This is a genomic window from Arthrobacter sp. Leaf337, assembly GCF_001423745.1.
Lineage (GTDB): Bacteria > Actinomycetota > Actinomycetes > Actinomycetales > Micrococcaceae > Arthrobacter.
The window spans coordinates 1-22,826 of the sequence record NZ_LMPC01000011.1 but is presented as its reverse complement, the minus strand read 5'-3'; the positions used below and the strand labels follow the sequence as shown (position 1 = coordinate 22,826).

The following is a 22,826-nucleotide window of genomic DNA, read 5'->3' as shown; positions in this document are numbered from 1 at the left end:
ACACAGGAAGCCCGCATGACCGCCACTCAGGAAACCATGGCCACCACCACAGAACGCGTCCACAATGTTTCAGCCGCGGCCTACCGGATCCGTCACCACGCCCTGAACATGGGCGAGGTCCAGGGTCAGGGCTACGTCGGCCAGGCCCTCGGTGCCGCGGACATGCTGGCCGCCGTCTACGCTGACCAGCTCCGCTTCCGGGCCGCCGACCCCGAATGGGAAGGCCGCGACAGGTTCCTGCTCTCCACCGGGCACTACGCGATCGGCCACTACGCCGCCCTGGCCGAGGCCGGGATTGTTCCGGTGGAAGAACTCGAGACGTACGGCTCCGACGACTCCCGGCTGCCGATGTCCGGAATGTCCACCTACACCCCGGGCATGGAAATCTCCGGCGGTTCCCTGGGCCACGGCCTCACCATCGCCGTCGGCATGGCACTGGGACTGAGGTACCAGGGCTCCACGGCGAGGGTGTACAACTTCCTCTCCGACGGCGAACTGGACGAGGGCTCCACCTGGGAGGCCGCCATGGGCGCGCACCACCACCAGCTGGGAAATCTCACCGCCATGGTGGACATCAACGCACTGCAGGCTGACGGCAAAACGGAGACCGTGCTCCGCACCGAACCGGTGACCGAAAAGTGGGAATCCTTCGGCTGGTACACCCAGCGGGTGGACGGCAACAACATGGCAGAACTCCTGAAAGCCTTCGACAACGCCGCCGCCCAGGCCGCCGCCGTCGGACGTCCTTCCGTGATCCTTTGCGACACGAAAGTGGGCCGCGGAGTGCCGCTGCTGGAAGAGCGCGAGAAGGCGCACTTCATGCGCATCGAGGAACACGAATGGCAGCAGTGCCGCGAACAACTCACCGCAGGATACGAAGGGACCGCTTCAGCATGAGCACCACCACAGCAACAAAAGGCACCGCCCCCAAGCTGAAGACCTCGGCCATGATCGCGTCCTTCGCCGATCCCGGCCAGAAAACCGCCTCCGCACCGTTCGGGCATGCCCTGCTGAAGGCCGCGCAGGAGAACGACAGGATCGTGGGCCTCACCGCGGACCTGGGCAAATACACGGACATGCACATCTTCGCGCAGGCCTTCCCGGAGCGCTTCTTCCAGATGGGCATGGCCGAGCAGCTGCTCTTCGGTGCGGCCGCGGGCCTGGCCGAGACCGGCCTGGTGCCGTTCGCGTCCACCTACTCCGTCTTTGCTGCACGACGGGCCTATGACTTCCTCTGCCTGGACAGCGCCGAACCGAACCTGAACGTGAACATCGTCGGCGGGCTGCCCGGCCTCACCACCGGGTACGGTCCCAGCCACCAGGCCACCGAGGACATGGCGATCTTCCGCGGCATGCCCAACCTGACCATCGTGGACCCCTGCGACTCGATCGACATCGAACAGGCCGTCCCCCAGCTCGCCGCCAGCGAGGGCCCCACCTACCTGCGGCTGCTGCGCGGCAACGTGCCTACGGTGCTGGACGAATACGGCTACACCTTCGAACTCGGCAAGGCGAAGGTCCTGCGCGGCGGGAACGACGTCGTCTTCATCTCCAGCGGGCTCATGACCATGCGGGCGCTGCAGGCCGCCAAGGCACTGGCCGAACACAACGTGGACGTCGCCGTCGTGCACACCCCCACCATCAAGCCGTTCGACGCCGCGACCGTCCTCGCCGAAATCAACACGGACCGCCTGGCTGTGACGCTGGAAAACCACAGCGTGATCGGAGGCCTGTTTGAAACGGTTGCGTCCGCCGTCGTCACCGCGGGACTCGGCAAGCGGGTGGTTCCCGTGGCGTTGCCGGACGAGTTCCTCGACGCGGGCGCCCTGCCGACCCTCCACGAACGCTACGGCCTGTCCGTCCAGCGGATCGTGGCCAAGGTCCTCGCCGAACTGGGCTAGCTACCCAAACCGGCGCACGAACGGCAGAACCCGTGAACGGTGGAAGCGCGGACCGGACACGAGACGGTTCCGCGCTTCTGCCGTAACATCAACAGTTAACACACGGACTGTAAACAGTCGACCAATGACATTGAGGACGTACCAAGATGGCCGGAGCAACAGCACCCCTGCTGGGACTGCAAAAGCGGAGCCTCCGCGAGCAGGCCCTTTCCGCGCTGCGCACCGCCATCACCAGCGGTGAGCTGGAACCCGGACGTCACCTGGTGGAAACCGAACTCTCGGACATGCTCCAGATCAGCCGCGGCACGCTCCGGGAAGCGCTGCGGCAGCTGGAACAGGAGGGGCTGCTGTCAGCAGGCCCGCGGGGACGGCTGTCCGTCCGGCACCTCGATGCCAAGGAGATCCGGGACATCTACTCCGTGCGTGCCGCGCTGGAATCACTGGCTGCCCGCACCCTGTGTGAGCTTCCGGACCGCCAGCACGTCATCGGCTCGCTGCGCGCGGCCATCGGCGCGATGGATGCAGCCACCAAGGGCACTCTCGAGGAGCGGATCGAATCGGACCTGGAATTCCACCGCACTCTGTGCCGTCTCACCGGCAACGAGACACTGCTCCACTCCTGGGAATCACTCGAAGGCTCCATCAGGATGTCCATCATGTTCGCCGGGCTGGAAAAGGGCGTTTCGAACATGAGCGTGGACCGGCATCACGACATCGTGGCAGCCATTGAAACCGGGGATGCCTCCCTGGCCCGCAAGACCATCCGCGAACACATGGACACCGCCGCGGACAACCTGGTGGCGTAGGAGCCGTCGCTGCGCCCGGGCAGCTGACGTCCTGCGCAACGGCATGGGCAGCTGGCCGTTCGTGGGAATCTTCCTGGCGTCCATGATGGCGGACCGCGAACTGGCCGGCGGGGCAAAGCCTCAGTAGTCCACGATCGCGCCGCAGGAAATATTCACGGTGGCATCGGTGATGGCACCCGCCCGGTCCGAGGCGATAAACACCGCCACATTGCCCACGTCCTCCAGGGTCGCCGTCCGGTTCAGGTGCGCGGTCCGGGTGATTTCCTCCACGATCTCTTCACGGCCCTCCGCTTGCCAGGGAATGGTTTCCACGATCCCGCCGGTCACCATCGTGACCACGCGGATACCGTTCTTGCCGAGTTCCAGCGCCCACTGCCGGCGCTGCCCCTCCATGGCGTCCAGCGCGATCTTGAACCCGCCCAGCCCGTGCAGGGTCTGCGGGCCGGAGCCGCCGAACATCAACACGACGCCGGAACGCTGCTTGACCATGTGCCGTGCCGCGGCCCGGGTGGTGAGGAAGTGCGTCCGGGTAGCTGCAGTGATGGGCTGGCTGAAGTCGTCCGCGGAGATCTCCATCAGCGGCTGCTGGACGTCCCCGTAGGAAATCAGGTTGAAGGAAATGTCGATGCGCCTGGTCTTCTTTGCGGCCTGGTCCACGAAGGCGTTCACTTGGCTTTCGTCCAGGGCGTCGACGACGGCGGCGTCCGCGCTGCCGCCCGCCTCACGGATGTCCCGGGCTACTTTGAGGAGACGGGATTCTGTCCGGCCGGCCAGGAAGACGTCCGCACCTTCCGCCGCGAAGGCCCGGGCGACAGCGCCTCCGATGGGACCGCCGGCGCCGTAGACAAGGGCGGTCCGGCCCTGCAGGAGACCGGTTGGCCCGGTAGCGTTTTCCAGCGGCATTGCGGGCCTCCTGCCCGGAGTGGACGATTCCTCCCACTATCTGCCTGTGGGCCGCAGGTGGCAAGGGCACCGCGATTCCCCGCGCCTTGACAGCATGGCTGCCCGGGAGCAGATTCGGACCATGGTGCAGGACCCGGACGGAAACCTGGTGGTGGCCACCGGCCCCTAGGGTTGGCGCACTCCTAGGGTTGGCGGGGTGCGCCCGGAGGCTCGGTAGGCGGAGGCTCCGTTTGCGAGGCGGGGACCGGCGGCGGCAGGTAGCCGGCTGGCGGAGCTTCGGCCGGATCCATCGGGCCCATGTCGAGGCGGAACGGCGGGTATTCGTCACGCATCAACGCCACGTAGGCAATAACGCGGTGCGTCCAGCGGTTCAGGCCGATCAGCAAGTCAAAGAGCCTCCGGCCGAAGCGGCCCGTGAACAGCAGGCTAAAGCCGGCCACGATCACCAGCAGCCCGATCAGCGAGATCCCGCCGCCGCCCTGGTATCCCACCCAGGTTCCATCAACCCAGGTGCCGTCCACCCATCGGCCGTCCACCCACGTGCGCCGGCTGCCCCAGGTGCTTGCGGCGCCGGAGAATGCGGAGACAATCAGGAGCTGCGGAAGGACCAACAGCCACCATTTGATCAGCACCAGGCCCCGGGACAGATGCTCGGGGTACTCGACGTCGAAATCCGCCGGGTAGTCGGTCCGCGCCAGCGTGAAGGGCGGGTAGCGGTCCGTTCCTATGGCTGCGTAGGCGTAGAAGGCCACCCGCCAGTTCCACCGCAGGACGCCCACGTTGAAGTTGAACAGCGAGCGCGGGTAGCGGCCTGTGAACAGGATGGCGAAGCCGGCCACGATGGTGGTCACGAAGAATGCGAACCACAGGAAGAACAGCACGATGTAGTGCGGGATCGCCAGGAACCACTTGATCAGCCACATTCCGCGGGAGAGCCCAGGGTCTAGGTACCCGTTCAGCCGCACAGGGTATCTGGAGGTGTCCGAGGGCTGCGGGTCGGTGGGCAGCGGGGTGCGCCCTCCTGCGGGCGGGATCGCTGCTGCCGCCGTGGGATACGGCGCAGCGGGGTACGGTGCTGCGGCGGATGGACCTGTTGAGTACGGCGTTGCGGCCCCCGGCGCTCGGGCTTCCGGGCCTCCGGGCACGCCCGCCGGTTCCATGTGACCGGCGGCCGGGTAATGCGGCGGGGGCCCGTGCCTGCCGAGTCCTGCGGCGCCGGCAACAATGAGCGGCACGCCCACGGCCAGCAGCGCAATGCCGCCGATCAGCAGCCCGATGAAGACCGGCCACAACAGATCGGACCGAACGCCGGCCTGCAGGTCAACGGAAACAGGAGCGGCGCCGTCGGCGTTCATGACCACCACTGACCAGCGGCCGCTGCGGAGGTCCCACTCAATCTGCTGGGTCCCGGTTCCCTGGGCCGAGGTGGACCAGAATGGCTGCGCCCCGGGGTCTGCGGGTTCGGCGTTGCCGGGAACCTCACGGTACTCGACGCGGAACGGGTAGGAGTCCAATTTGGTGATCTCGGAATGCCGGACGTTGTCGAGGTACCGGGCCACGTCTTCCTGGGGTCCGATGCCGATAAAGATCTGTTTGCCGGATGCCGCCGTTCCCCGCAACAGCAGGCGGCCGGCGCTGTCCACCGGCAGGACGTCCGGCAGTTCCTCGTCCACCAGGACGTCCAGGCCGGGCGAGGTGATGGCCCGGGTGGCCACATCGTAGCGCTCGGTGGGCGTGGTCAAATATCCGTTGTCGCGCTGCTGGAAGTTGACCCATCCGACGAAGCCGGCACCAGTCAGCAGCCCAAGCCCCATCAGGGCGGCGAGGGTGCCGAGCACCAGCATGACTATCCGGCCTGGTTTCATGGTCGCAGTCCTTTCTTGCCTCTTGCTTGGCCCCCCGGCGGCTATCCACCCACTCTTTTGAGCAGGTCCGCGGCCCATGCGGCCGCTTTGTCGAGTTCCCCGCTGCGGAGCGGGCCCTCGCTGCCTTTGACGTAAAAGGGCATTGGCTTGGAGATGATCTCCGCGCCACCGGCTTTGAGCGATTCGGTCATCTTCTTGGCCGCATCGCCGTGGATAAAGAGCCGGACACGGGTGTCGAAGGCTGCCGCTTTGACGCCCGCGAGCCGGCCGTCGCCGAGGCCGGACAGCAGCTCGGTGATCTTCGGCGTCGGCCGCCAGCCGTTGATGGGACTTCCGACGACGAACAGGTCGCCTTCAGCGAGCGCGGTGGCCTGGAAATCCGTCACGGAAACAGCCTGGGCCTGCAGGGGCCCGAGGGCGGCCACGATGGCTTCGGCCACCTGCCTGGTGTTTCCGTAGGCGGAGTCGTAGACCACCAGGGCTTTCACGCCGTGATCACCACTTTGAGTGCCTTGGTTTCCGCGGCGCGGGCGAAAGTGTCGTAGGCGTCCATGAACTGGTCGAACGTGAAGTGGTGGGTGGCGAATTTCTCCGCCGGTACCTTCTTCTGGGCCACTAGCTTCAGGAGCATCGGCGTGGTGTTGGCATTGACCAGGCCCATGCTGATGTTGATGTTCTGGATCCAGAGGTTCTCCACATGCAGTTCCACGGACTTGCCGTGAACGCCCACGTTGGCCACGTTGCCGCCGGGACGGACGATGTCCGTGCACATGGTGAAGGTCGCCGGGATGCCCACCGCTTCAATGGCCACATCCACGCCCTGTCCGTCCGTGAACGCCAACACCTGTTCCTTCCAGTCGGCGTCGCCGGAGAGGACGACGTTGGTGGCGCCGAACTCGCGGGACTTTTCCAGCCGGTTGGCGTCAAGGTCAATTGCGATGATGGTTGCCGCGCCGTACAGCCCGGCAGTGGCGATAGCTGCCAACCCGACCGGACCCGCGCCCACAACAGCCACGGTGTCCCCCGGCTTGACCCGCCCGTACTGCACGCCGATTTCAAAGCCGGTGGGAAGGATGTCGGAGAGCATCACAGCTTGGTCGTCGCTGACCCCTTCAGGGAGGAGATGCAGCGAGTTCTCCGCGTACGGCACGCGCACGTACTCGGCCTGCGTACCGTCGATCAGGTGTCCGAAGACCCAGCCGATACCGGACGCCCCTTCCTCGCCCATGCAGTGCGAGTAGAGGCCGGTCTTGCAGTTGGCACAGTGGCCGCAGGACTTGATGCAGGAGATGATGACCCGGTCCCCCGCCTTCAGGCTCGTGACCGAAGGACCCACCTCGGTGATGGTTCCCACGCCTTCGTGGCCCAGGATCCGGCCTTTCTGCACCGCCGGCACGTCCCCTTTGAGAATGTGCAGGTCCGTTCCACAGATGGTGGTGGTGTCCACCTTGACGATGACGTCGCTGGGGTCCTGGATCGTGGGATCCGGGACGTCGGTCCACGACTTTTCACCGGGGCCTCCGTACACGAGCGCTTTCATGCGTACTCCTTCACTCTGTGGATGAAGCCGGGATCTACGATTTTCACGCGGCACGGCACTACCGAGCTGTCCACTCCCGTGGCCAGCCGGGACAGGCGTGCACATTCATGGAGTTGCTCGAGGACCGTGTCGGTAACCCGTGCACGGGAAAGGTCGATGGTGAGCTCCTTGCCATGCAGCAGCGACGTAGTTCGCCGCGCCACCACGTACAGCGCACGAAGACTGGCCCCTGTCACCACGCCGCGGACTTCAAGACTGGCTGCCTCCAGGTCCGCTTCAATGCGGACCACAATCTTCAGCCGGTGCTCTGAATGTTCGTAATGTGTGGTGGATGGGGCTCCATGACGGGAGTGGACGGCGGGTCGGGTACCCAGGACAGTTCGTGCGTACTGATTCATGAAGCCGGGTCTCCTGCTATGTCCGGGAGGCGCACTGCGCCAGCCCTTCCCCAATTTTTTAGCGAGACCGGTTGCTGATCGGCGAAGCATTTCCCCTCCCCAAGGTGCGTGCGTGAGTAACGCAGACGTGAGACGCTCCACATCAAGGATGGACGCTCCGCCCAGCAACGGTAAGGGACGAAAGTCCCTTATAAGGACGGCGCGGGGGCGGGCCGTCCTGAGCCGCCCGGAGTAAACGGGGCGTAGTGAACCGGGGCAGGGCTTATGGCCCGTGACAGGTGAACCGGCCGACTGGAGAATTGCCCGATGACGAAGCCACGGAACATAAAACATATTTCCAAGCCTGCAGTGTTCGCCTGGCTGGTGGCATCGGGCTTCCTGTTCCGGCGCTTCCACTTGCGGTGGGGTGCCACGGCCGCCGAAGCCGGCGGCGGGCTGCCGGGCGACGATTTCCTGTCCGGCGCCGATCTGCAGTCCACGCGGGCGATCACCATCAAGGCTCCGGCGGATGACGTGTGGCCCTGGCTCGCGCAGATGGGGCAGGGCCGCGGCGGACTCTACAGCTACGACTTCCTGGAAAACCTCGCCGGCCTGGACATCCACAGTGCCGACCGTATCCACCCGGAGTGGCAGGACATTAAGGCAGGCGACCGCTTTCACCTCGCACCGGCAGCTTCCGCGGACCTGGAAGTAGGGCTGGTGGACCCCGGCAACGCGCTCGTGCTGCGAGTTCCGCCCGGTTCACCCACCGGCCCGTTCGATTTCAGCTGGGCATTTGTCCTGCAGCCGCAGCCCGACGGCACCACCCGACTGCTTGTGCGGGAGCGGTACGCCTACCGGCAGTGGTGGGCCCGGTGCCTGGTCGAAGCGGTGGAGGTAGTCAGTTTCATCATGTCCCGGCGGATGCTGCACGGGATCAGGAGCCGTGCGGAGGCGAACTCCTAGTACCCTGTCCGCATGCCTGTCGCCGCACCTGAACTCGTCCTAGCCTCCGTCCGGCAACCCGGAGAGACCGAAAGTACGGACATTCACATCACCCAAGGGGTTGTTACCCGGATTACGGCCGCAGAGCAGCGGCCGGACGACGCGAGCCCCGCTGGTGCCAGCATGACTGGTACCCGAGTCGTTGACTGCGGTGGCCGGAACGTCATCCCGGGCCTGTGGGACGAACATGTGCACATGACCCAGTGGGCCATGGCAGCCAACCGGATCGACCTGTCGCACGCCGCGTCGGCGCGGAACGCCGTCGAAGTCGTTCGTTCAAGTTTGGAAGACCGCCCGGGCGGCAATCGCCGCAAGGATGAGAACGACGGCGGCACCGGCCCCACGCTCGTGGGCGTCGGCTTCCGCGACGCCGTCTGGGCGGACGTTCCCAGCCTGGCGATGCTCGATGCCGTGACTCACGGAGTGCCTTCAGCGCTGATCAGCCACGACCTCCACTGCGTCTGGCTGAACAGTGCCGCCGCACGGCGCTACGGCGTGGAGGTTGACGCCGGCGGCCTGCTGCGGGAGGACGCGGCGTTTGCCCTGACCCGTGAGCTGGGCCGGCTGCCGGATGCGGTGGTTGACGCGTGGGTGGGCGATGCTGCCCGGAAGGCCGCCGCCCGCGGCGTGGTGGGGATCGTGGACTTCGAGATGACCTGGAACCGCGATGTGTGGCTCCGGCGTATCAATGGCGGCTTCGGGTCCCTCCGGGTGGAGGCGGGCGTCTATCCCGAGCATCTGGACCGCGCGCGGCTCGAGGCCATGCGGACAGGGCAGGACATTCCGGGCGGGAACGGCCTGCTCCGCGTGGGCCCGCTCAAGGTTCTCATCGACGGCTCCCTCAATACGCGGACGGCCTACTGCGTGGATCCCTACCCGCACGGCGGACGGGGCTTGCTCACCGTCAGCGAACCGGAACTGCTTGCGCTGCTGGTCCGGGCCAGGGAGGCCGGCTTCGTTCCAGCGGTCCACGCGATCGGTGACGCCGCGAATCAAGTGGCGTTGAACGCCTTCGAGGCTGCCGGAATCCGGGGACGCATTGAACATGCCCAGTTTGTGCGGCAGGAGGACTTCGCGCGTTTTGGCCGGCTGGGCCTGACCGCGAGCGTCCAGCCGGCGCATGCCCTCGATGATCGCGATGCCGCCGACGCCAACTGGGGCGACCGCACCGACCGGGCCTTTCCGCTGCGGTCGCTGCTGGCCGCCGGGGCCACCCTGGTGCTGGGTTCGGACGCCCCGGTGGCGCCGCTGGATCCGTGGGCTGCGATGTCGGCCGCGACCACCCGGTCCAGCCGGGACGGACGCGCACCGTGGCACCCGGAACAGGCAATCACGCGGGAGGAAGCCCTGGCGGCGTCTGCCCGTGGCCGGAGCCGGATCAGGGTGGGCGACCCTGCAGACATCGCGGTGCTGGACGACGACCCGCTCAGCGTCCCGGACGAAGTGTTCTCCTCGATGCCGGTAGCGGCAACGCTCGTTGCCGGCCGGTTTACGTTCGGCGGCGGCTTGACACATGACGACGGGACGGGCGACGACGGCGGGATGGTTGCGTCCGGATCCTGACCAAGCGCGAACGGACACTTACGGCCCTTACTCACCGCCCGCCGTCGTGCGCCAAGAGCGCGAACGGACACTTACGGCCCTTACTCACCGCCCGCCGTCGTGATTATCAAGCTGCGCAGATCAGCGCAGCTCTGCCTCTGACTCGCGAATGCGGGCAAACTCCTCCTCCGGCGCGCCCGCCACCAGGTGGTGGCGGCTGTGGAAGGCAAAGTAGAGCAGTCCGACGACGAAGATGCCGGCCGTGATTGCCGCGGCTTGGATGTCGACGAAGAACGTGGCAACCACCGCGATGATCGCAAGAACCAGTCCGACGCCGGTGGTCACCACCCCGCCGGGGGTGCGGTAGGGGCGGTGCAGTTCCGGTTCACGCTTGCGCAGCACGATGTGTGACAGGTTGAGCAGCACGTAGGACACGGCTGCGCCGAAAACGGCGATGTTGATGAGCTTGTCGCCGTCTCCCACTGCGGCGGCCAGGATGAAGCCGACGATGCCGGGGACGATCAGCGCCCAGGTGGGCGTTTTCCGCGAGTTGGTGCGGCTGAGCCAGGTGGGCAGGTACCCGGCACGGGACAGTGCGAAGAGCTGGCGGGAGTAGGCATAGACGATCGAGAAGAAGCTGGCCACCAGCCCGGCGAGGCCGGCGTAGTTCACAAATACAGCCAGGCCTTCGTTGCCGACTGCACGCAACGCGTCCGGCAGCGGGCTCGCGGACGAGCTCATCAGCGCGCTGCCGGCGCCGCCCGGGGCCAGGACCAGGACGGACAGGCCGGTGAATGCCAATACTGACATGGCCACGATGATGGCGCGCGGCATGTCCCGCTGCGGGTTTTCCGCTTCCTCGGCGGCCAGCGGCACGCCCTCCACGGCCAGGAAGAACCAGATGGCAAATACCAATGCCCCGATGATGCCGCCGAAACCGTTGGGCAGGAAGGCGCTGGCACCGGCCGCGTCGCTCACGGGAATGTCGAACAGCTTCGTGGCGTCGAAGTGCGGCACCATGCCGACGACGAACGCGATGAGGGCCACCACCGCGATGCCCGTGATGGCGAACATTGCCTTGAGCGCCTCGCCGACGCCAATGAGGTGGATGCCGATAAACAGCGCGAAGCAGACGAGGTATACCGGCCAGCCGTCCGTGATGCCGAACAGCCCCAGGCTCTCCACATAACCGCCGATGAAGACGGCGATCGCGGCCGGGGCTATCGAGTATTCGATCAGGATCGCGAGTCCGGTGGCAAAACCGCCCAGGCGGCCCAGGGCGCGGCGGGCGAAGCCGTAGCCGGCGCCTGCCACCGGGAGCGCGGAGGACATTTCGGCCAGGCCGAAGACCATGCAGGCGTACATGACGCCCATCAGGACGAAGGCGATCAGCAGGCCGCCCCAGCCCCCGGCTTCGAGGCCGAAGTTCCAGCCCGAGAAATCACCGGAAATCACGTACGAGATGCCAAGGCCGGCCAGGAGAAGCCAGCCGGCGGCACCCCGCCTCAGGCTTCGCTGTTCAAAATACGCTTTGTCGACGGCGCGCTGTTCCGCGGCCGGAAGGGTTTCAGTCATGGGAGTCTCCAGGAAAGGTGGGAGTGAAGTTTGAGTCCGCAGGGAACAGGACCGGCGGGGCTTGGTCGCTGGGCCGGGGAACTGAGCCGGAGGCTCAGTCGAACAGCCAGGTGGGCGAGGCAAGGTAGCGCTCGGCGACGGCTACGGCGCCGGGGATCTGGGCCTCCCAGAGTTTGGCGGGCAGTGCGTCGGCGCGGTGGGTGGTGGTCCAGCCGAGCATGGTCAGCCGGCGGATCATGCTCAGGGCCGCCGCATGGATGAGGTCTGTTTCGGTGAGGGGGCGGACCGTGCGGTAGCCGGCCACCCAGCTCTTGGCGATGTCCGGCGCGTAAGGTTCATGTTCAATGAAGGACAGCGCGGAGGCGAAGTCGTAGAGCAGCCAGGAGAAGCCGCAGTCGTCAAAGTCGATCACGGTGAGTGCGCCGCCGTCGATCATGATGTTGGAAGGCCGCAGGTCCGCGTGCACCAGTCCCCAGCTTTCACCCGATACGGGAAGGCCGTCCAGCGCGGAGACGGCGGCGAATTCGGCGCGGCCCAGCACGGCCGCCTGTTCGGGCGTGAGGTCTGCGCGCCGCCAGTCCCCCCACCTGCTCGTTTCACCGAGCATGTCGCTCAGTTGCCAGGAGAAGCGGGTGAAGTCGGCCGGCAGCGGCCAGCGCTTGACCTGCTGGTGCAGGCGCGCCGTGGTCGCGCCGATTTCCGCGTAGTAAGGCCGCGGGTCGGCGAAGTCCTCCAGGATGTCCCCGGCTACGAAGGCAAACGCGACGCAGTGCCATTCGGACCCGCCCGGGTCCGTGAAGGTGTGCAGGAGGGCACCGCCGGCGGTGGGCACGACGTCGGGAACTCGCACTTCCGCTTCTTCCGCCAGGCGCCGTACCCAGGTCAGCTCGCCGGCGATCTGGCGGGCATCCCCCACATGGCCGGGACGGTGCACGCGCAGGACGGACACGGGAACGCCGTCCACCTCTATCCGGAACGTGGCGTTCTCCGAGACGGCGATCAGGGTGATCGCCGTCCGGTCCGGGGGAAGGCCCCAGGCGGCCGTGACGGTGTCGCCGATCCAGTCAGGGGCCGGTTCCCCGCGGCGCAGGCCGTTGAAGATGGCGAGCGGGGAAGTGTCTGTCATGGTGTTCATGGATGCTCCTCGGAGGCGAGGAGGGTTGGGCTCCAGTAGCGAGTATGGCACGGCGGAACCGGCCAGACCGCGCCGATCCGGAGGAATTTACGGCCTCGAAACAAAGCCGCGACTCGGAAACAAACCGTTCAATTTGCGGCCGCTTTTAGTAACGCCGCCTTAATCTGGCGGCGGTTTTTGGCGGCGGCGCCCAAACATACTGGAAGTACAGAAATTCGATCCGAGGGTTGGGCCCGTGAGGACGAAAATTGCACGCTTTGGCACTTAACAGCGAGGACACCACCCATGGCCATCCGTTCCACCATCATGGACACCAACAGCTTCCGCACGGAGGACGCCGCCGGCCTTGACCCCGAAACGCGGGTGCTGACCGAGCGCAGGGACACCGTGCTGGGCGCCTCCTACCGGCTCTTCTACCGCAACCCGGTGCATCTGGTCCGCGGCGAAGGGCAGTACCTGTGGGACGCTGCCGGCCGGAAATACCTCGACGCCTACAACAACGTGGCCAGCCTGGGCCACTGCCACCCGGCCGTCACGGCAGCCGTGACCGCGCAGATGCAGCAATTGAACACGCACACCCGATACTTGCACGAACGCATCCTGGACTACACGGACGACCTGCTCTCCACCATGCCGGCCGAGCTCGACAAGGCCATGTACATGTGCACCGGCTCCGAGGCCAACGACCTCGCCATCCGCGTAGCCAAGGCATACAGCGGCGGCGAGGGCATTATCGCCACGACGGAGGCTTATCACGGCACCTCCGACTTGACCTCGGGAGTCTCCCCGGCGCTGGGAACCGGGCAGCCGCTCTCACCCACTGCCCGCCTTGTTGCCGCGCCGGATGCTTACCGGTTGGGTGCCGAGGCCGGTCCGGAAGGCGCCGAACTCGGTACCTGGTTCGCCAACCGGATTCGCGCGGCGATTGCGGACATGGAAGCAAACGGGATCCGGTTTGCCGGGTTTATCGCCGACTCGATTTTCTCCTCCGACGGCGTCCTACCGGGCCCGGCCGGTTACCTGCGCGAAGCAGCCGAGGTCATCCACCGTGCGGGCGGCATCATCATCGCGGACGAGGTGCAGCCCGGTTTCGGTCGGACCGGCGAGTCGTTCTGGGGATTCCAGCGGCACGGCATAGTGCCCGACGTCGTCACGCTCGGCAAGCCGATGGGGAACGGGATTCCGGTCTCCGGGCTCGTGGCCAAGGCCGACGTCCTGGCCTCCTTCAGCGACACGATCCCCTATTTCAACACCTTCGGCGGCAACCCCGTGTCGATGGCTGCCGCCCAGGCGGTTCTGTCCACCATCCGCTCCGAGGGCCTGCAGGAGCACAGCCGGGTTGTCGGAGCGCACCTGCTTTCGGCACTTGCCGGTTTGGCGGACACCCACGAGTCGGTGGGTGACGTCCGGGGGGCCGGCCTGTTCATCGGCTTCGAGCTGGTCAAGGACCGCAGCACCCGCGAACCGGACCGGGAGCTCGCGCTGGCCGTGTTGGAACAGCTCCGGGACCGCGGTGTGCTGACGTCCGTGGCAGGGCCGCACGGGAATGTCCTGAAGTTGCGTCCGCCGCTGGCTTTCCAGCCCATGGACATCGACTGGCTGGTGGGGGCCCTCGACGAGTCGCTTTCCGCACTCGGCGCCTAGTTTGTATATTTTGGGACGATGGTGACGGGCACAGGCGGAGAGCCGGACAGAATGACGGCCGCCGATGCCGCCCACGCGGCACTGGCGCGGTTTGCGCGGGCGGAGATGTTTCGCCCGGGCGAACTGATGGGCAGTGAACGCGCTTTGGCTGAGCGGCTGGGCATTGGCCGGGCCGTCCTCCGGCAGGCGATCGACCGGATGGAGGCCGAGGGCACGGTCCGGCGGGTGCTGGGCCGCTCGGGAGGGGTGTTCTTCAACGACGGCCGGATCCAGCGGCACCTGAACACCGTGGAGGGCGTGCCCCAGATGGTGCTGCACCAGGGACGCGCCATCTCCACCACGGTGGTGCGTGCCGAGATGGGCCTGCCGCAACCGGACGAACGGCGGAACCTGCATCTGAACGGCGGGGATGCAGTGATGCGAATCCAGCGACTGCGGCTGGTGGACGGGACCTCGTGGTCACTGGACCTGTCCGTGCTGCCAGCCGCCCGCTTCCCGGGACTGCTGACGCATCCCCTGACGGGTTCGCTCTACCACCTGCTGACCACCGAGTACGGCCTGGAACTGGACCGGGCCGACGAGACGGTGGAGGCCGTGCCTGCCACGTCCGAGCAGGCGGGTGTGTTGGACATACCGCCAGGATCGGCACTGCTGGAAATCCGCAGGGTGGCCTGGGACGTGCAGGGAACTCCGGTGGAGTTCGCACACGATTTCTTCCGCGCAGACCGTACGCGCGTTCACATGCAGAAGTACGGAACCAATTGGAAACGGACAGTGCGGCTGGGACGCGACTAACCCTTTGGCTTTGGTGCCGTCCTGCCCCTAGCCCTTGACCCGGGCCTGGACCAGATTGGCAAACGGCAGGCGGCCGAATTCCTCACGGAAGGCGGCGTGATAGGCGGCCTCCGCCTGGTTCAGCCCACCGGCGGGCAACTCTTTCCAGGCTATGAGCAGGGACTTGGTGTTTGCGAGTTGCCAGATGAGCCGTCCGTCCCAGTGTCCGGGAGGCTTACCAATGCCAAAGTCCAGGAATTCCTGGATCTGCCGGCGCAGGCCGCGGTTGCCCTTGCTTCCGGGCCCGGCCTTTCCGACGTAGAGGACCTCCGCACAGTCCACCCATTCGGCAGCGAGCTTTTCGGCGGAGAGCGAGGGGTCCTTTTTCTTGAACACCCCGGCGGTGCTCTTGGCAAGGAACTGAACCTGGAATCCTTCAGGCTGGATAACGGCGAAGATCCCCGGCGCCTGCGGGATCCGGTTGATGTCGACGTCCGCGAAGGTCCTGAAGCCGGCGAAACCGTCTTCCCGGAGCGCCCTCTTGTTGACCTGCATGAGTGGGGGTCCTTGGCTCGTGAACTCGTGGAACGGCGGGGCCGCCAAAGAAACTCTAGCCGGATGCCAGCAACAAAGTTATAGTAAGCATGCTGATTAGTTGGCGAAATCATCGCCCCTCGTCAGGCATTCTTCAACCCTTTCTAGTCAAAGGAGACACCAATGAGCACGAAGGTCGAGAAGCGCATTCTGGTCAACGTCCCGACAAGCACGGCGTACAACCAGTGGACCCAGTTCGAGGAATTTCCGCACTTCATGGGTGGCGTGAAGAGCGTGGCCCAACTCAGCGACGATCGTCTTGAATGGGTGGCCGAAATCGCAGGTATCCGCCGGAAGTGGGAGGCGAAAATCCTGGAGCAGGTCCCCGACCGCAAGGTTGCCTGGGCCGCGACGGAAGGCGCAACCAATGCGGGAACAGTAACCTTCGAAGACGTGGGTGGCGGCCAGACTTCGGTGCAGCTTTCGCTCGAATACGAACCGGAAGGCATCGTAGAGACCATCGGCGACAAACTTCATGTCGTCGACCGTCAGGTGGAAGCGGATCTGAAGAGGTTCAAGGACTTCATCGAGGACGAGGGCTATGCAAGCGGCGCCTGGCGCGGGAGCGTCAATGAGGGCGCCTCTCCCGGCACTCCCGGAGTCGAGGCCGCCGAGGCTTCACGCGGCGATTCCGGCAGAGCCGGTGTGTCCGGAAAGGTCGCGGCGGGAGTGGGCGTTGCAGCGGCAGCAGCAGCAGGCGTGGCCGCGAGCATGCGCGACAAGGACACTGAGCCCACCCGTACCACGGCTCCAGTTTCCGAGACCCCGGTGTCGGCCGTTCCGGCCACCGATGCTTCCGGATACGTGCAGCCGCTGGATGAGGGCGGCACGGTGTCCGGCGATTCCGGCTCCGCGTTGAGTGACGAGCGGATCGCCAAGCCGTTCGACCAGACCAACGGGCTGGTGGACTTCGAAGGCGATTCGGACGAAACCGCCGACAGCGACACGAGAAGCGCCGCCGAGCGGCGGAACGAAGAAAACCGCGACGGCGGCCTCCCTCCCGCGGCGGGGAGCCTCGGCCAGCACTAGGGCTGTCTCGCTGGGGGCGAGCACCAGGGGCGTCGCCTCCCGTCCAGCACGGGAGGCGACGCCCCTTCCCCATGACCACTTAAATGTCGGTGGTCGCGGAGAGACTTGATGTATGGACGGCGGGCAGGAGCCGGAACGGGCTCCGGGAGCAGCGGACGCGGTGGCGATCACCGAGATGATCGCTATCCTGGCTGACACGCTGCCGGCCGCGGACAGCGCAGGGATGATTGACCAGCTCCGTGAACTTGAGGATTTGAAATCCGCTGCCGCCGCGCGGCAGGCACGGATCGCGGTCGCCTTCGACGCAAAGCAGCGCAGTGAGCAGGCCCGCGCGGGCGTCCCCGCCGACGAACTCGGCACCGGCGTCGCTGCACAGATCGCCCTCGCCCGGCGGGAATCGCCAGCCAAGGGCAGCCGGCTTCTGGGCCTGGCGAAGGCGCTCGTCACCGAGATGCCGCACACTCTCGCCGGGCTAGAGGCCGGCCGGCTCAACGAATGGCGTGCAACACTCCTGATCCGTGAGACGGCCTGCCTTTCCCCTGCTGACCGCAGCGCCGTTGACGAGGAATTGGCGTCCGACGTCGGGAAGTTCAGTGGAGCGGGCGACCGCGCGCTGATTGCCGCGGCACGGTCCGCCGCGTATCGGCACGATCCGAGGTCCGTTGCGGACCGTGCCAGCCACGCCGCCGCCGAGCGCCATGTCAGTCTCCGCCCCGCGCCCGACACCATGTGCTACCTAACGGCGTTCCTCCCGGTCGCGGAGGGTGTGGCCGTCCACGCGGCGCTCTCCAGGCAGGCGGACGCGTTTCGATCCGACGGCGACCCCCGTTCACGCGGCCAGATCATGGCCGATGCGCTGGTGGAACGCGTCACGGGAACGGCAGGGGGAATCAGCGGGGTCCAGATCCAGCTGGTCATGACGGACCGCACTCTGTTCCAGGGCGACAGCGAGCCTGCCCGGCTTCCGGGCTACGGCGTGGTCCCCGCCGGGTGGGCCCGGGAGTTCGCTGCCCAGAGCCAAGGCCATGACCGGCCGCTGAACGTTTGGCTGCGGCGGCTCTACACTGCCCCGGGCAGCGGGGATCTCGTGGCAATGGACTCGAGGGCAAGACTCTTCCCGCCCGGATTGGCCCGCTTTATCCAGGTCCGCGACCACACCTGCCGCACGCCATATTGCGACGCTCCGATCAGGCATCTGGACCACGTCCTGCCCTGGCACAGCGGCGGAACCACCGCTCAAAGCAACGGGGCGGGACTCTGTGAAGCGTGCAACCACATCAAGGAAGCCCCCGGCTGGCGCTGCCGTCCCAGTCCGGGACCCCGGCACACTTTGCAGCTGACAACGCCCACCGGGCACAGTTACCAGTCCACAGCCCCGCCGTTGCCCGGACACCAGCCGCCCGAAGCAGCAGCATCCCGCCGCCGGCGCGAACTCCGGCACCGGGCCAAGACGCTCAAGCGCGCCAGGATCAGGGCAGAGGCTGCCGCTGCGGCCTGACGCGGCGTTGAGCCAACCGGCTGAGGCGCGCACCAAACACGAAGACCTGCTTTAAACAACAAAGACCTGCAGGTACCTTCGCGATCTCGCTAAGAGACGGCCCGGACATTCACATGTCCCGAACGGCCCGCGTTATCTGAACGGTTACCTGCAGGCGCTTTAAGCGTACGCCCACGCGGTCCGCCTGAAAATAGGCCGGGAGCCTCTTGCCACGGAGCCCGGATGAGGCGCCGTAACTTGTGATTTTGGAAATCCGCAGAACATCAACCCCGGCCAAAAGCGTAGAGTGGAACCAGACGCCTGATTCTGGACGCCGTGTGCTGAGGGAGAAATCGTGACGATTGACTGGGACGAAAAAAAGGCCCTGCTGCAGGAACCGAACATCGCTGCTGTAACCCAGCTTTGCGACGAACTGATGGAAAAGAAGCCGGGCTCAATAGTCCCGTACATCGACCCCGTCCATGACGAGGACGAATGCAGGATCGTCAGTCTCCATGTCAGCCCCGGCAAGGGCACCGAATCGGGCTTCGTGTCGCATTTCAACGACGACGAAGCAGCCCGGCGGGCCACGTCAATCTACGAAATCGTGGAACTCGACCCCCGCTACGTTATGCCGTGGAACGCCTACCCGTGGGTGCGCGACCCCGATTTGCCCTCCGCCCTCAACGTCCAGGAAAAGACGGACGGCCTGCGACCCTTCCGCCAGTTCCTGAAGATCAACAAGCGTGTCTCGGCCATCATCGCCCACGGCACGGATGCCCAGACCTTCCTCACCCTCTTCGAAAAGACCTACCACCAGTCCCTGAAGAACTCCGGCATCAAGATCTACAAAGCCAGCGCCCTCGGGGGCCGGGCCTTCGCGGTCTCGGCGAACAAGCAGGAAGAGCTGCTGAGCAAGAGCGTGGAGATCTACAAGGACGCGATGCAGCGCGCGGGGATCCAGCACCTCTAGCCGCTCCCCTACCCTTCGAGCAGCCTGCGCCGGTGCTTGAGCTCCTTGAGCCATGACCTGGTGACCATCGCAGAGAACGGCGAGCCGCCGTCGTCGTTCGTTCCGGCAAAAGCAGCGCCGCGCTCCAGGTCCGCCACCAACGGACCCGACGCCTTCAACCCCAGCTCCAGCACCTGGACAGCGGCGCGCTCGGCCAGCCCCAGGCCGGTGGCCCAGCCGAGAAAATGCTTCCGCGATATCCCTGTCCGCTTGCCGTCCAGCGTGAGGGCGAGCGTTTTGTCCCCGTAAACCACTGTGGAGGGGATGTCGTAGACCGGGGCAATGGACCACTCCCCCGACGGCTGCTGCACCATCGACACGTTCTTCGCATGCAGGTCGCCGTTCCCGCTCAACCACGCAAAGGCAGCCTGGATGGCCAGATTCCGCAACGCAGGCAGGGGCGCTGCGCAGTATTCGGCCAGGGCGTGGCACACCCGCCCGTACGCCACGTTGTACTTGTCCGCCGGGTACAGCCCCAGCACCTGCGCACCATCCTCGACGGCGAGCCGCTGCACCGCGCCATGCGCACCGCCGGCCAACGGGATCCGGTCAAACCGCTCCACCAGGAGCCCCGGCCGGGCCTCGACGTCCCGTATCAGCCGCACCCTGCTCAGCGGAATCCGCAGCTTGGCCGCGTAACGGAACATCACCAGCTCGTTTTCCACCACATGCGGGAACTCGGGTGCATTGAGCTTGAGGATGTAACGCCGGCCCGCGCTGGCAACGGGCATGGAGATCATCCCCGCCGACAGCTTGTCCTGCACGCCGGCAAGGGCCACGGGGTCGATCAGGCCGGAATCGCCCAGCAGCGCGTCGAAATCGACCGGCGCCTTCGGGTTCAGCTCGACGGCGTGCTCATCCGGGTCCAGCGGCTCGCCGTGGCCGACAATCTGCACATCGCCCACAGGGTTGGCGCCGGCCGCGATGAGGAGGGACAGTTCGTCGTCAACGCTCGTTTTCACCGAGCGCCGAAGGGCATTCAGCCGCCTGCCCTCCGGCAGGAGCCCCGTGAAGTACGGCGGCGCAGCCCCCGCCGCGGACAGCACCGGTTCAGTGCTCAGCGGCAGGGAACTGGCGACGGCGGGACCTCCCGCCGCGAGGTAGGCCGGCAGGTAGCTGAACCTGGTGCCGCCGTCGTGCCGTTCCAGCCGGGCTGCCAGCACTCCGGCCTTGTAGACATCGGCCACGCGGTGCCTCACGGCCGGGCCTCCGGCAGCTGCCCGTCGATGGCGCGCGCCGCTGCCCGCGTCCGGGTGCTCAGCTGCAGCTCCAGCCCGAGCGTCTCAAGCAGCGCCAGGAGTGAATCCAGCTGCACGCTGCGCTTTCCCTGTTCAACGAAACGGACAAACCGCTCCGACACCCCTGCTAGCTGGGCAAGGTCGTGCTGGGTCAGCCGCAGGGTTGTCCGTCGTGCCCGGACCTCGGCTGCGAGCCTGTCGGTGAACGCCTCGGCCATCCCGGACCCCTCTCGACAGGCACGAACGTACCGTTTCTAGCTGGATTACCAGTCTAAGAGCGCCAACGCGCCAACGTAAAGGGAAAATCGGAACGAACGTACCGAGGGCATGGAGCCGACATGGAGTCAGTATTGACACCCCATGTGACCCGTGCCATATTTAAAGCGTGAACCTGTCAGACAGCCGGACAGCAGGACAGCCTCTCGCCCGCCTCAGCGCGGCAGAGGCCGTCTTCAACGTCCTCCGCACGGACATCGAGTCCGGCAAACTCGAGGTCGGCGCCAAGCTCAGCTCCGAAGCCACGCTCGCCCAGCAGTACGGGGTGAGCCGCTCCGTAGTCCGCGAGGCGTTGCGTTCCTGCAACGCCCTCGGCCTCACTACCACCAAAACCGGCCGCGGCACCTTTGTTGTGGCCAGCCGGGTTGCCAAAGACCTGGTGCTCGGCCAGTACTCCGCGCTGGACCTCACCGAGGCGCGCCCGCACATCGAGGTTCCGGCGGCCGGCCTGGCCGCCCAACGCCGGACCGCCGAGGAACTGGAAGGGCTGCGGGAGATCGTGGCCGCTATGGTTGCGGAGGACGACCCCGAAGCCTGGGTGGCCCTCGACTCCGGCTTCCACGCAGCCATTGCCCGCGCCAGCCACAACCAGGTTTTCGAAAACGTGGTCGCCGACATCCGCGGCGCCCTGGCGCACCAGTCCGAAACCCTCAATATGGTGGCCGACCGCCAGCACGCCTCCGACCAGGAGCACCAGCGGATCCTGGCCGCCATCGAATCCGGCAATTCCGCCGAAGCCAGCGCCGCTATGCAGGAGCACCTGCAGGCCGTAGGCGCCGCCCTCGACTCCATCCTCGGCCAATAGCCGCAAGCCACTCGCAACCAACAACCGACGCCCCACACGTAACCCAAGGACTCCATGCTTTCCCCTGCCTTGCCCGTCCATGCCCAAGCTCCGAACCCGGACGTAACAGCCCTGCCGCGGCACGCCCCGCTGGCCGTGCAGACCCGCGACGGGCTCGTGGAAAGCGTCCACTACGGCTCAGTGATCTCCACCGCCCCGGACGAATCCGACGACGGCGGCCTCCGCACGCTGTTCTCCGCGGGCGACCCCCTGGCTCCTTTCTACCCGCGGTCATCGCTCAAGCCGCTGCAGGCCGCGGCCATGGTCTCCGCCGGCCTTGACCTCCCCGCGGATCTCCTTGCCCTCACCGCCGCCAGCCATTCCGGAGCGGCAATCCACCGCGACGGAGCGCTCCGCATCCTCGAAATGCACGGCCTGACCGCCGACGCCCTGGAAAACAGCACCGACCTTCCCTACGGCCCGGACGAACGCGAAGAATGGCTCCACGCCGGCGGCATAGCAACGCAGATCACGCAGAACTGCTCCGGCAAACACGCCGCCATGGCCGCAACGTGCGTCATCAACGGCTGGCCGGTCCGCGGCTACCTCGATCCTGAGCATCCCCTGCAGCTACTCGTGGCCGCCACCGTCCGGGACCTCACCGGCGAAGAGCCCGAGCGCACCAGCACCGACGGCTGCGGCACGCCGCTGTTCGCCCTCACCCTCCGCGGCATGGCCCGCGCGTTCGGCCGCCTTGCCGCCGCTGTGGTGGCCGACCCCGGAAGTCCGGAAGCCGCCGTCGGCCGCGCCATGATGCAGCGCCCCGAAATGGTGGCCGGCGAGGGCCGCGATGTCACCGAACTGATGCGCCTGCTCCCGGGAGCGGTGGCGAAGGACGGCTTCGAAGGCGTGCAGCTCGTGGGACTGCCGGACGGCCGCGCTGTGGCAGTCAAGATTTCCGACGGCGGGGACCGCGCCCGCATGCCGGTCACCGTCCGCGCACTGGAAGCGCTCGACGTCGACACCTCAACGCTCGCGGGCATCGCCACCGGTGTGGTCCTGGGCGGCGGCCGCACCGTCGGGCAGCTGACGGCCACCGATTTCGTCCCGGCAACCTAGCCGCCCCCACCAACCCGTCTCCCCAGCTACGTCCCGAGGATATCCATGACCGACACCGCATCCCCCGCCGACTTCCGTTCCGAACACGACCTCCTGGGTGACCGTGATGTCCCTGCCGCCGCGTACTGGGGTGTCCACACGCTCCGGGCCGTGGAGAACTTCCCCATCACCGGCCAGCCGCTCTCCTCCAACATGTACCTGGTCCGCGGCCTGGCCGCCGTCAAGCTGGC

The 22,826-nt window shown here is 66.5% G+C and carries 23 protein-coding genes and 1 pseudogene; 14 read left to right on the top strand and 10 right to left on the bottom strand.

Going from position 1 to position 22,826, the window contains the following annotated elements; all coding sequences use genetic code 11:
- Positions 1–15: 15 nt before the first annotated feature.
- The 3 genes from ASF98_RS08965 to ASF98_RS08955 all read left to right on the top strand — a co-directional run bounded on the left by ASF98_RS08965 (position 16) and on the right by ASF98_RS08955 (position 2,707).
- Positions 16–897 carry a transketolase gene (locus ASF98_RS08965; RefSeq protein WP_156372357.1) on the top strand — a complete coding sequence of 294 codons (882 nt, stop codon included), beginning with the start codon at positions 16–18 and terminating at the stop codon, positions 895–897.
- A complete protein-coding gene (locus ASF98_RS08960) occupies positions 894–1,901 on the top strand; it encodes a transketolase family protein (protein ID WP_055800487.1) in 1,008 nt (335 codons plus the stop codon). The genes ASF98_RS08965 and ASF98_RS08960 overlap by 4 nt, the downstream gene beginning before the upstream one ends.
- A 146-nt stretch (positions 1,902–2,047) precedes the next feature.
- Positions 2,048–2,707 carry a GntR family transcriptional regulator gene (locus tag ASF98_RS08955; protein WP_028272403.1) on the top strand — a complete coding sequence of 220 codons (660 nt, stop codon included), beginning with the start codon at positions 2,048–2,050 and terminating at the stop codon, positions 2,705–2,707.
- A 120-nt stretch (positions 2,708–2,827) separates the two neighbouring features.
- Here ASF98_RS08955 and ASF98_RS08950 read toward each other — a convergent pair whose 3' ends face one another.
- Positions 2,828–3,610 carry an SDR family NAD(P)-dependent oxidoreductase gene (locus tag ASF98_RS08950; protein WP_055800475.1) on the bottom strand — a complete coding sequence of 261 codons (783 nt, stop codon included), beginning with the start codon at positions 3,608–3,610 and terminating at the stop codon, positions 2,828–2,830.
- 19 nt (positions 3,611–3,629) lie between these two features.
- Between ASF98_RS08950 and ASF98_RS24125 the strand changes: the two genes are divergently transcribed.
- Positions 3,630–3,779: a hypothetical protein gene (locus ASF98_RS24125; protein WP_156372356.1), complete on the top strand. Its 150-nt coding sequence runs from the start codon at positions 3,630–3,632 to the stop codon at positions 3,777–3,779.
- Positions 3,780–3,792: 13 nt separating this feature from the next.
- Here ASF98_RS24125 and ASF98_RS08945 read toward each other — a convergent pair whose 3' ends face one another.
- The 4 genes from ASF98_RS08945 to ASF98_RS08930 are packed head-to-tail and all read right to left on the bottom strand — an operon-like array spanning position 3,793 to position 7,413.
- A complete protein-coding gene (locus tag ASF98_RS08945) occupies positions 3,793–5,475 on the bottom strand; it encodes a DUF4389 domain-containing protein (RefSeq protein ID WP_055800473.1) in 1,683 nt (560 codons plus the stop codon).
- A 41-nt stretch (positions 5,476–5,516) separates the two neighbouring features.
- Entirely contained in the window at positions 5,517–5,963 is a 447-nt protein-coding gene (locus tag ASF98_RS08940; protein ID WP_055800470.1) for a flavodoxin family protein, read from the bottom strand.
- Positions 5,960–7,015 carry a zinc-dependent alcohol dehydrogenase family protein gene (locus ASF98_RS08935; protein WP_055800468.1) on the bottom strand — a complete coding sequence of 352 codons (1,056 nt, stop codon included), beginning with the start codon at positions 7,013–7,015 and terminating at the stop codon, positions 5,960–5,962. The genes ASF98_RS08940 and ASF98_RS08935 overlap by 4 nt, the downstream gene beginning before the upstream one ends.
- Entirely contained in the window at positions 7,012–7,413 is a 402-nt protein-coding gene (locus ASF98_RS08930; RefSeq protein ID WP_156372355.1) for a hypothetical protein, read from the bottom strand. Before ASF98_RS08930 ends, ASF98_RS08935 begins: the two co-directional genes overlap by 4 nt.
- A gap of 306 nt (positions 7,414–7,719) precedes the next feature.
- Between ASF98_RS08930 and ASF98_RS08925 the strand changes: the two genes are divergently transcribed.
- Both ASF98_RS08925 and ASF98_RS08920 read left to right on the top strand, forming a co-directional pair.
- Positions 7,720–8,358 carry a hypothetical protein gene (locus ASF98_RS08925; RefSeq protein ID WP_055800465.1) on the top strand — a complete coding sequence of 213 codons (639 nt, stop codon included), beginning with the start codon at positions 7,720–7,722 and terminating at the stop codon, positions 8,356–8,358.
- A 12-nt stretch (positions 8,359–8,370) separates the two neighbouring features.
- Positions 8,371–9,960: an amidohydrolase gene (locus ASF98_RS08920; protein WP_055800462.1), complete on the top strand. Its 1,590-nt coding sequence runs from the start codon at positions 8,371–8,373 to the stop codon at positions 9,958–9,960.
- Between the two features lie 120 nt (positions 9,961–10,080).
- On the opposite strand, the gene eat is transcribed toward ASF98_RS08920, so the two are convergent.
- Both eat and ASF98_RS08910 read right to left on the bottom strand, forming a co-directional pair.
- Entirely contained in the window at positions 10,081–11,514 is a 1,434-nt protein-coding gene (eat, locus tag ASF98_RS08915; protein WP_055800459.1) for an ethanolamine permease, read from the bottom strand.
- A gap of 94 nt (positions 11,515–11,608) precedes the next feature.
- A complete protein-coding gene (locus ASF98_RS08910) occupies positions 11,609–12,649 on the bottom strand; it encodes a phosphotransferase enzyme family protein (RefSeq protein ID WP_055800457.1) in 1,041 nt (346 codons plus the stop codon).
- 285 nt (positions 12,650–12,934) lie between these two features.
- Between ASF98_RS08910 and ASF98_RS08905 the strand changes: the two genes are divergently transcribed.
- Positions 12,935–14,293 (top strand): aspartate aminotransferase family protein, encoded by a 1,359-nt coding sequence (locus tag ASF98_RS08905; RefSeq protein ID WP_055800453.1) that lies wholly within the window; start codon positions 12,935–12,937, stop codon positions 14,291–14,293.
- Between the two features lie 51 nt (positions 14,294–14,344).
- Positions 14,345–15,088 (top strand): GntR family transcriptional regulator, encoded by a 744-nt coding sequence (locus ASF98_RS08900; RefSeq protein ID WP_055800451.1) that lies wholly within the window; start codon positions 14,345–14,347, stop codon positions 15,086–15,088.
- Between the two features lie 27 nt (positions 15,089–15,115).
- Here ASF98_RS08900 and ASF98_RS08895 read toward each other — a convergent pair whose 3' ends face one another.
- Complete coding sequence (locus tag ASF98_RS08895; protein WP_055800448.1) at positions 15,116–15,622, bottom strand: hypothetical protein; 507 nt, start codon at positions 15,620–15,622, stop codon at positions 15,116–15,118.
- 162 nt (positions 15,623–15,784) lie between these two features.
- On the opposite strand from ASF98_RS08895, the gene ASF98_RS08890 reads away from it, so the two are divergent.
- The 3 genes from ASF98_RS08890 to ASF98_RS08880 all read left to right on the top strand — a co-directional run bounded on the left by ASF98_RS08890 (position 15,785) and on the right by ASF98_RS08880 (position 19,140).
- Positions 15,785–16,690, top strand: a complete 906-nt coding sequence (locus ASF98_RS08890) for an SRPBCC family protein (protein WP_055800446.1) — start codon at positions 15,785–15,787, stop codon at positions 16,688–16,690.
- 112 nt (positions 16,691–16,802) lie between these two features.
- Positions 16,803–18,188: an HNH endonuclease gene (locus ASF98_RS08885; protein ID WP_055800443.1), complete on the top strand. Its 1,386-nt coding sequence runs from the start codon at positions 16,803–16,805 to the stop codon at positions 18,186–18,188.
- Positions 18,189–18,522: 334 nt separating this feature from the next.
- On the top strand, positions 18,523–19,140 hold the full coding sequence (locus ASF98_RS08880) for a uracil-DNA glycosylase (protein ID WP_028272415.1): 618 nt from the start codon (positions 18,523–18,525) through the stop codon (positions 19,138–19,140).
- An 8-nt stretch (positions 19,141–19,148) separates the two neighbouring features.
- Here the strand turns inward: ASF98_RS08880 and ASF98_RS08875 are convergent, their stop codons facing one another.
- Together ASF98_RS08875 and ASF98_RS08870 are read right to left on the bottom strand one after the other, a co-directional pair.
- Positions 19,149–20,378: a type II toxin-antitoxin system HipA family toxin gene (locus ASF98_RS08875; protein WP_055800440.1), complete on the bottom strand. Its 1,230-nt coding sequence runs from the start codon at positions 20,376–20,378 to the stop codon at positions 19,149–19,151.
- Positions 20,375–20,635: a type II toxin-antitoxin system Y4mF family antitoxin gene (locus ASF98_RS08870; RefSeq protein ID WP_055800437.1), complete on the bottom strand. Its 261-nt coding sequence runs from the start codon at positions 20,633–20,635 to the stop codon at positions 20,375–20,377. The genes ASF98_RS08875 and ASF98_RS08870 overlap by 4 nt, the downstream gene beginning before the upstream one ends.
- A gap of 167 nt (positions 20,636–20,802) precedes the next feature.
- On the opposite strand from ASF98_RS08870, the gene ASF98_RS08865 reads away from it, so the two are divergent.
- The 3 genes and pseudogenes from ASF98_RS08865 to aspA form a co-directional block, all read left to right on the top strand.
- Positions 20,803–21,498 carry a FadR/GntR family transcriptional regulator gene (locus ASF98_RS08865; protein WP_055800432.1) on the top strand — a complete coding sequence of 232 codons (696 nt, stop codon included), beginning with the start codon at positions 20,803–20,805 and terminating at the stop codon, positions 21,496–21,498.
- Positions 21,499–21,552: 54 nt separating this feature from the next.
- A complete protein-coding gene (locus ASF98_RS08860; RefSeq protein WP_055800428.1) occupies positions 21,553–22,596 on the top strand; it encodes an asparaginase in 1,044 nt (347 codons plus the stop codon).
- A gap of 45 nt (positions 22,597–22,641) precedes the next feature.
- Positions 22,642–22,826, top strand: a pseudogene (aspA, locus tag ASF98_RS08855) (aspartate ammonia-lyase); the annotation flags it as partial.

What these genes read in the sequence shown, in the direction of transcription:
- ASF98_RS08965 (WP_156372357.1), top strand. Translation starts at nt 16, where the DNA reads ATGACCGCCACTCAGGAAACCATGGCCACCACCACAGAACGCGTCCAC.
- ASF98_RS08960 (WP_055800487.1), top strand. Translation starts at nt 894, where the DNA reads ATGAGCACCACCACAGCAACAAAAGGCACCGCCCCCAAGCTGAAGACC.
- ASF98_RS08955 (WP_028272403.1), top strand. Translation starts at nt 2,048, where the DNA reads ATGGCCGGAGCAACAGCACCCCTGCTGGGACTGCAAAAGCGGAGCCTC.
- ASF98_RS08950 (WP_055800475.1), bottom strand. Translation starts at nt 3,610, where the DNA reads ATGCCGCTGGAAAACGCTACCGGGCCAACCGGTCTCCTGCAGGGCCGG.
- ASF98_RS08945 (WP_055800473.1), bottom strand. Translation starts at nt 5,475, where the DNA reads ATGAAACCAGGCCGGATAGTCATGCTGGTGCTCGGCACCCTCGCCGCC.
- ASF98_RS08935 (WP_055800468.1), bottom strand. Translation starts at nt 7,015, where the DNA reads ATGAAAGCGCTCGTGTACGGAGGCCCCGGTGAAAAGTCGTGGACCGAC.
- ASF98_RS08930 (WP_156372355.1), bottom strand. Translation starts at nt 7,413, where the DNA reads ATGAATCAGTACGCACGAACTGTCCTGGGTACCCGACCCGCCGTCCAC.
- ASF98_RS08925 (WP_055800465.1), top strand. Translation starts at nt 7,720, where the DNA reads ATGACGAAGCCACGGAACATAAAACATATTTCCAAGCCTGCAGTGTTC.
- ASF98_RS08920 (WP_055800462.1), top strand. Translation starts at nt 8,371, where the DNA reads ATGCCTGTCGCCGCACCTGAACTCGTCCTAGCCTCCGTCCGGCAACCC.
- eat (WP_055800459.1), bottom strand. Translation starts at nt 11,514, where the DNA reads ATGACTGAAACCCTTCCGGCCGCGGAACAGCGCGCCGTCGACAAAGCG.
- ASF98_RS08910 (WP_055800457.1), bottom strand. Translation starts at nt 12,649, where the DNA reads ATGAACACCATGACAGACACTTCCCCGCTCGCCATCTTCAACGGCCTG.
- ASF98_RS08905 (WP_055800453.1), top strand. Translation starts at nt 12,935, where the DNA reads ATGGCCATCCGTTCCACCATCATGGACACCAACAGCTTCCGCACGGAG.
- ASF98_RS08900 (WP_055800451.1), top strand. Translation starts at nt 14,345, where the DNA reads ATGACGGCCGCCGATGCCGCCCACGCGGCACTGGCGCGGTTTGCGCGG.
- ASF98_RS08895 (WP_055800448.1), bottom strand. Translation starts at nt 15,622, where the DNA reads ATGCAGGTCAACAAGAGGGCGCTCCGGGAAGACGGTTTCGCCGGCTTC.
- ASF98_RS08890 (WP_055800446.1), top strand. Translation starts at nt 15,785, where the DNA reads ATGAGCACGAAGGTCGAGAAGCGCATTCTGGTCAACGTCCCGACAAGC.
- ASF98_RS08885 (WP_055800443.1), top strand. Translation starts at nt 16,803, where the DNA reads ATGGACGGCGGGCAGGAGCCGGAACGGGCTCCGGGAGCAGCGGACGCG.
- ASF98_RS08870 (WP_055800437.1), bottom strand. Translation starts at nt 20,635, where the DNA reads ATGGCCGAGGCGTTCACCGACAGGCTCGCAGCCGAGGTCCGGGCACGA.
- ASF98_RS08860 (WP_055800428.1), top strand. Translation starts at nt 21,553, where the DNA reads ATGCTTTCCCCTGCCTTGCCCGTCCATGCCCAAGCTCCGAACCCGGAC.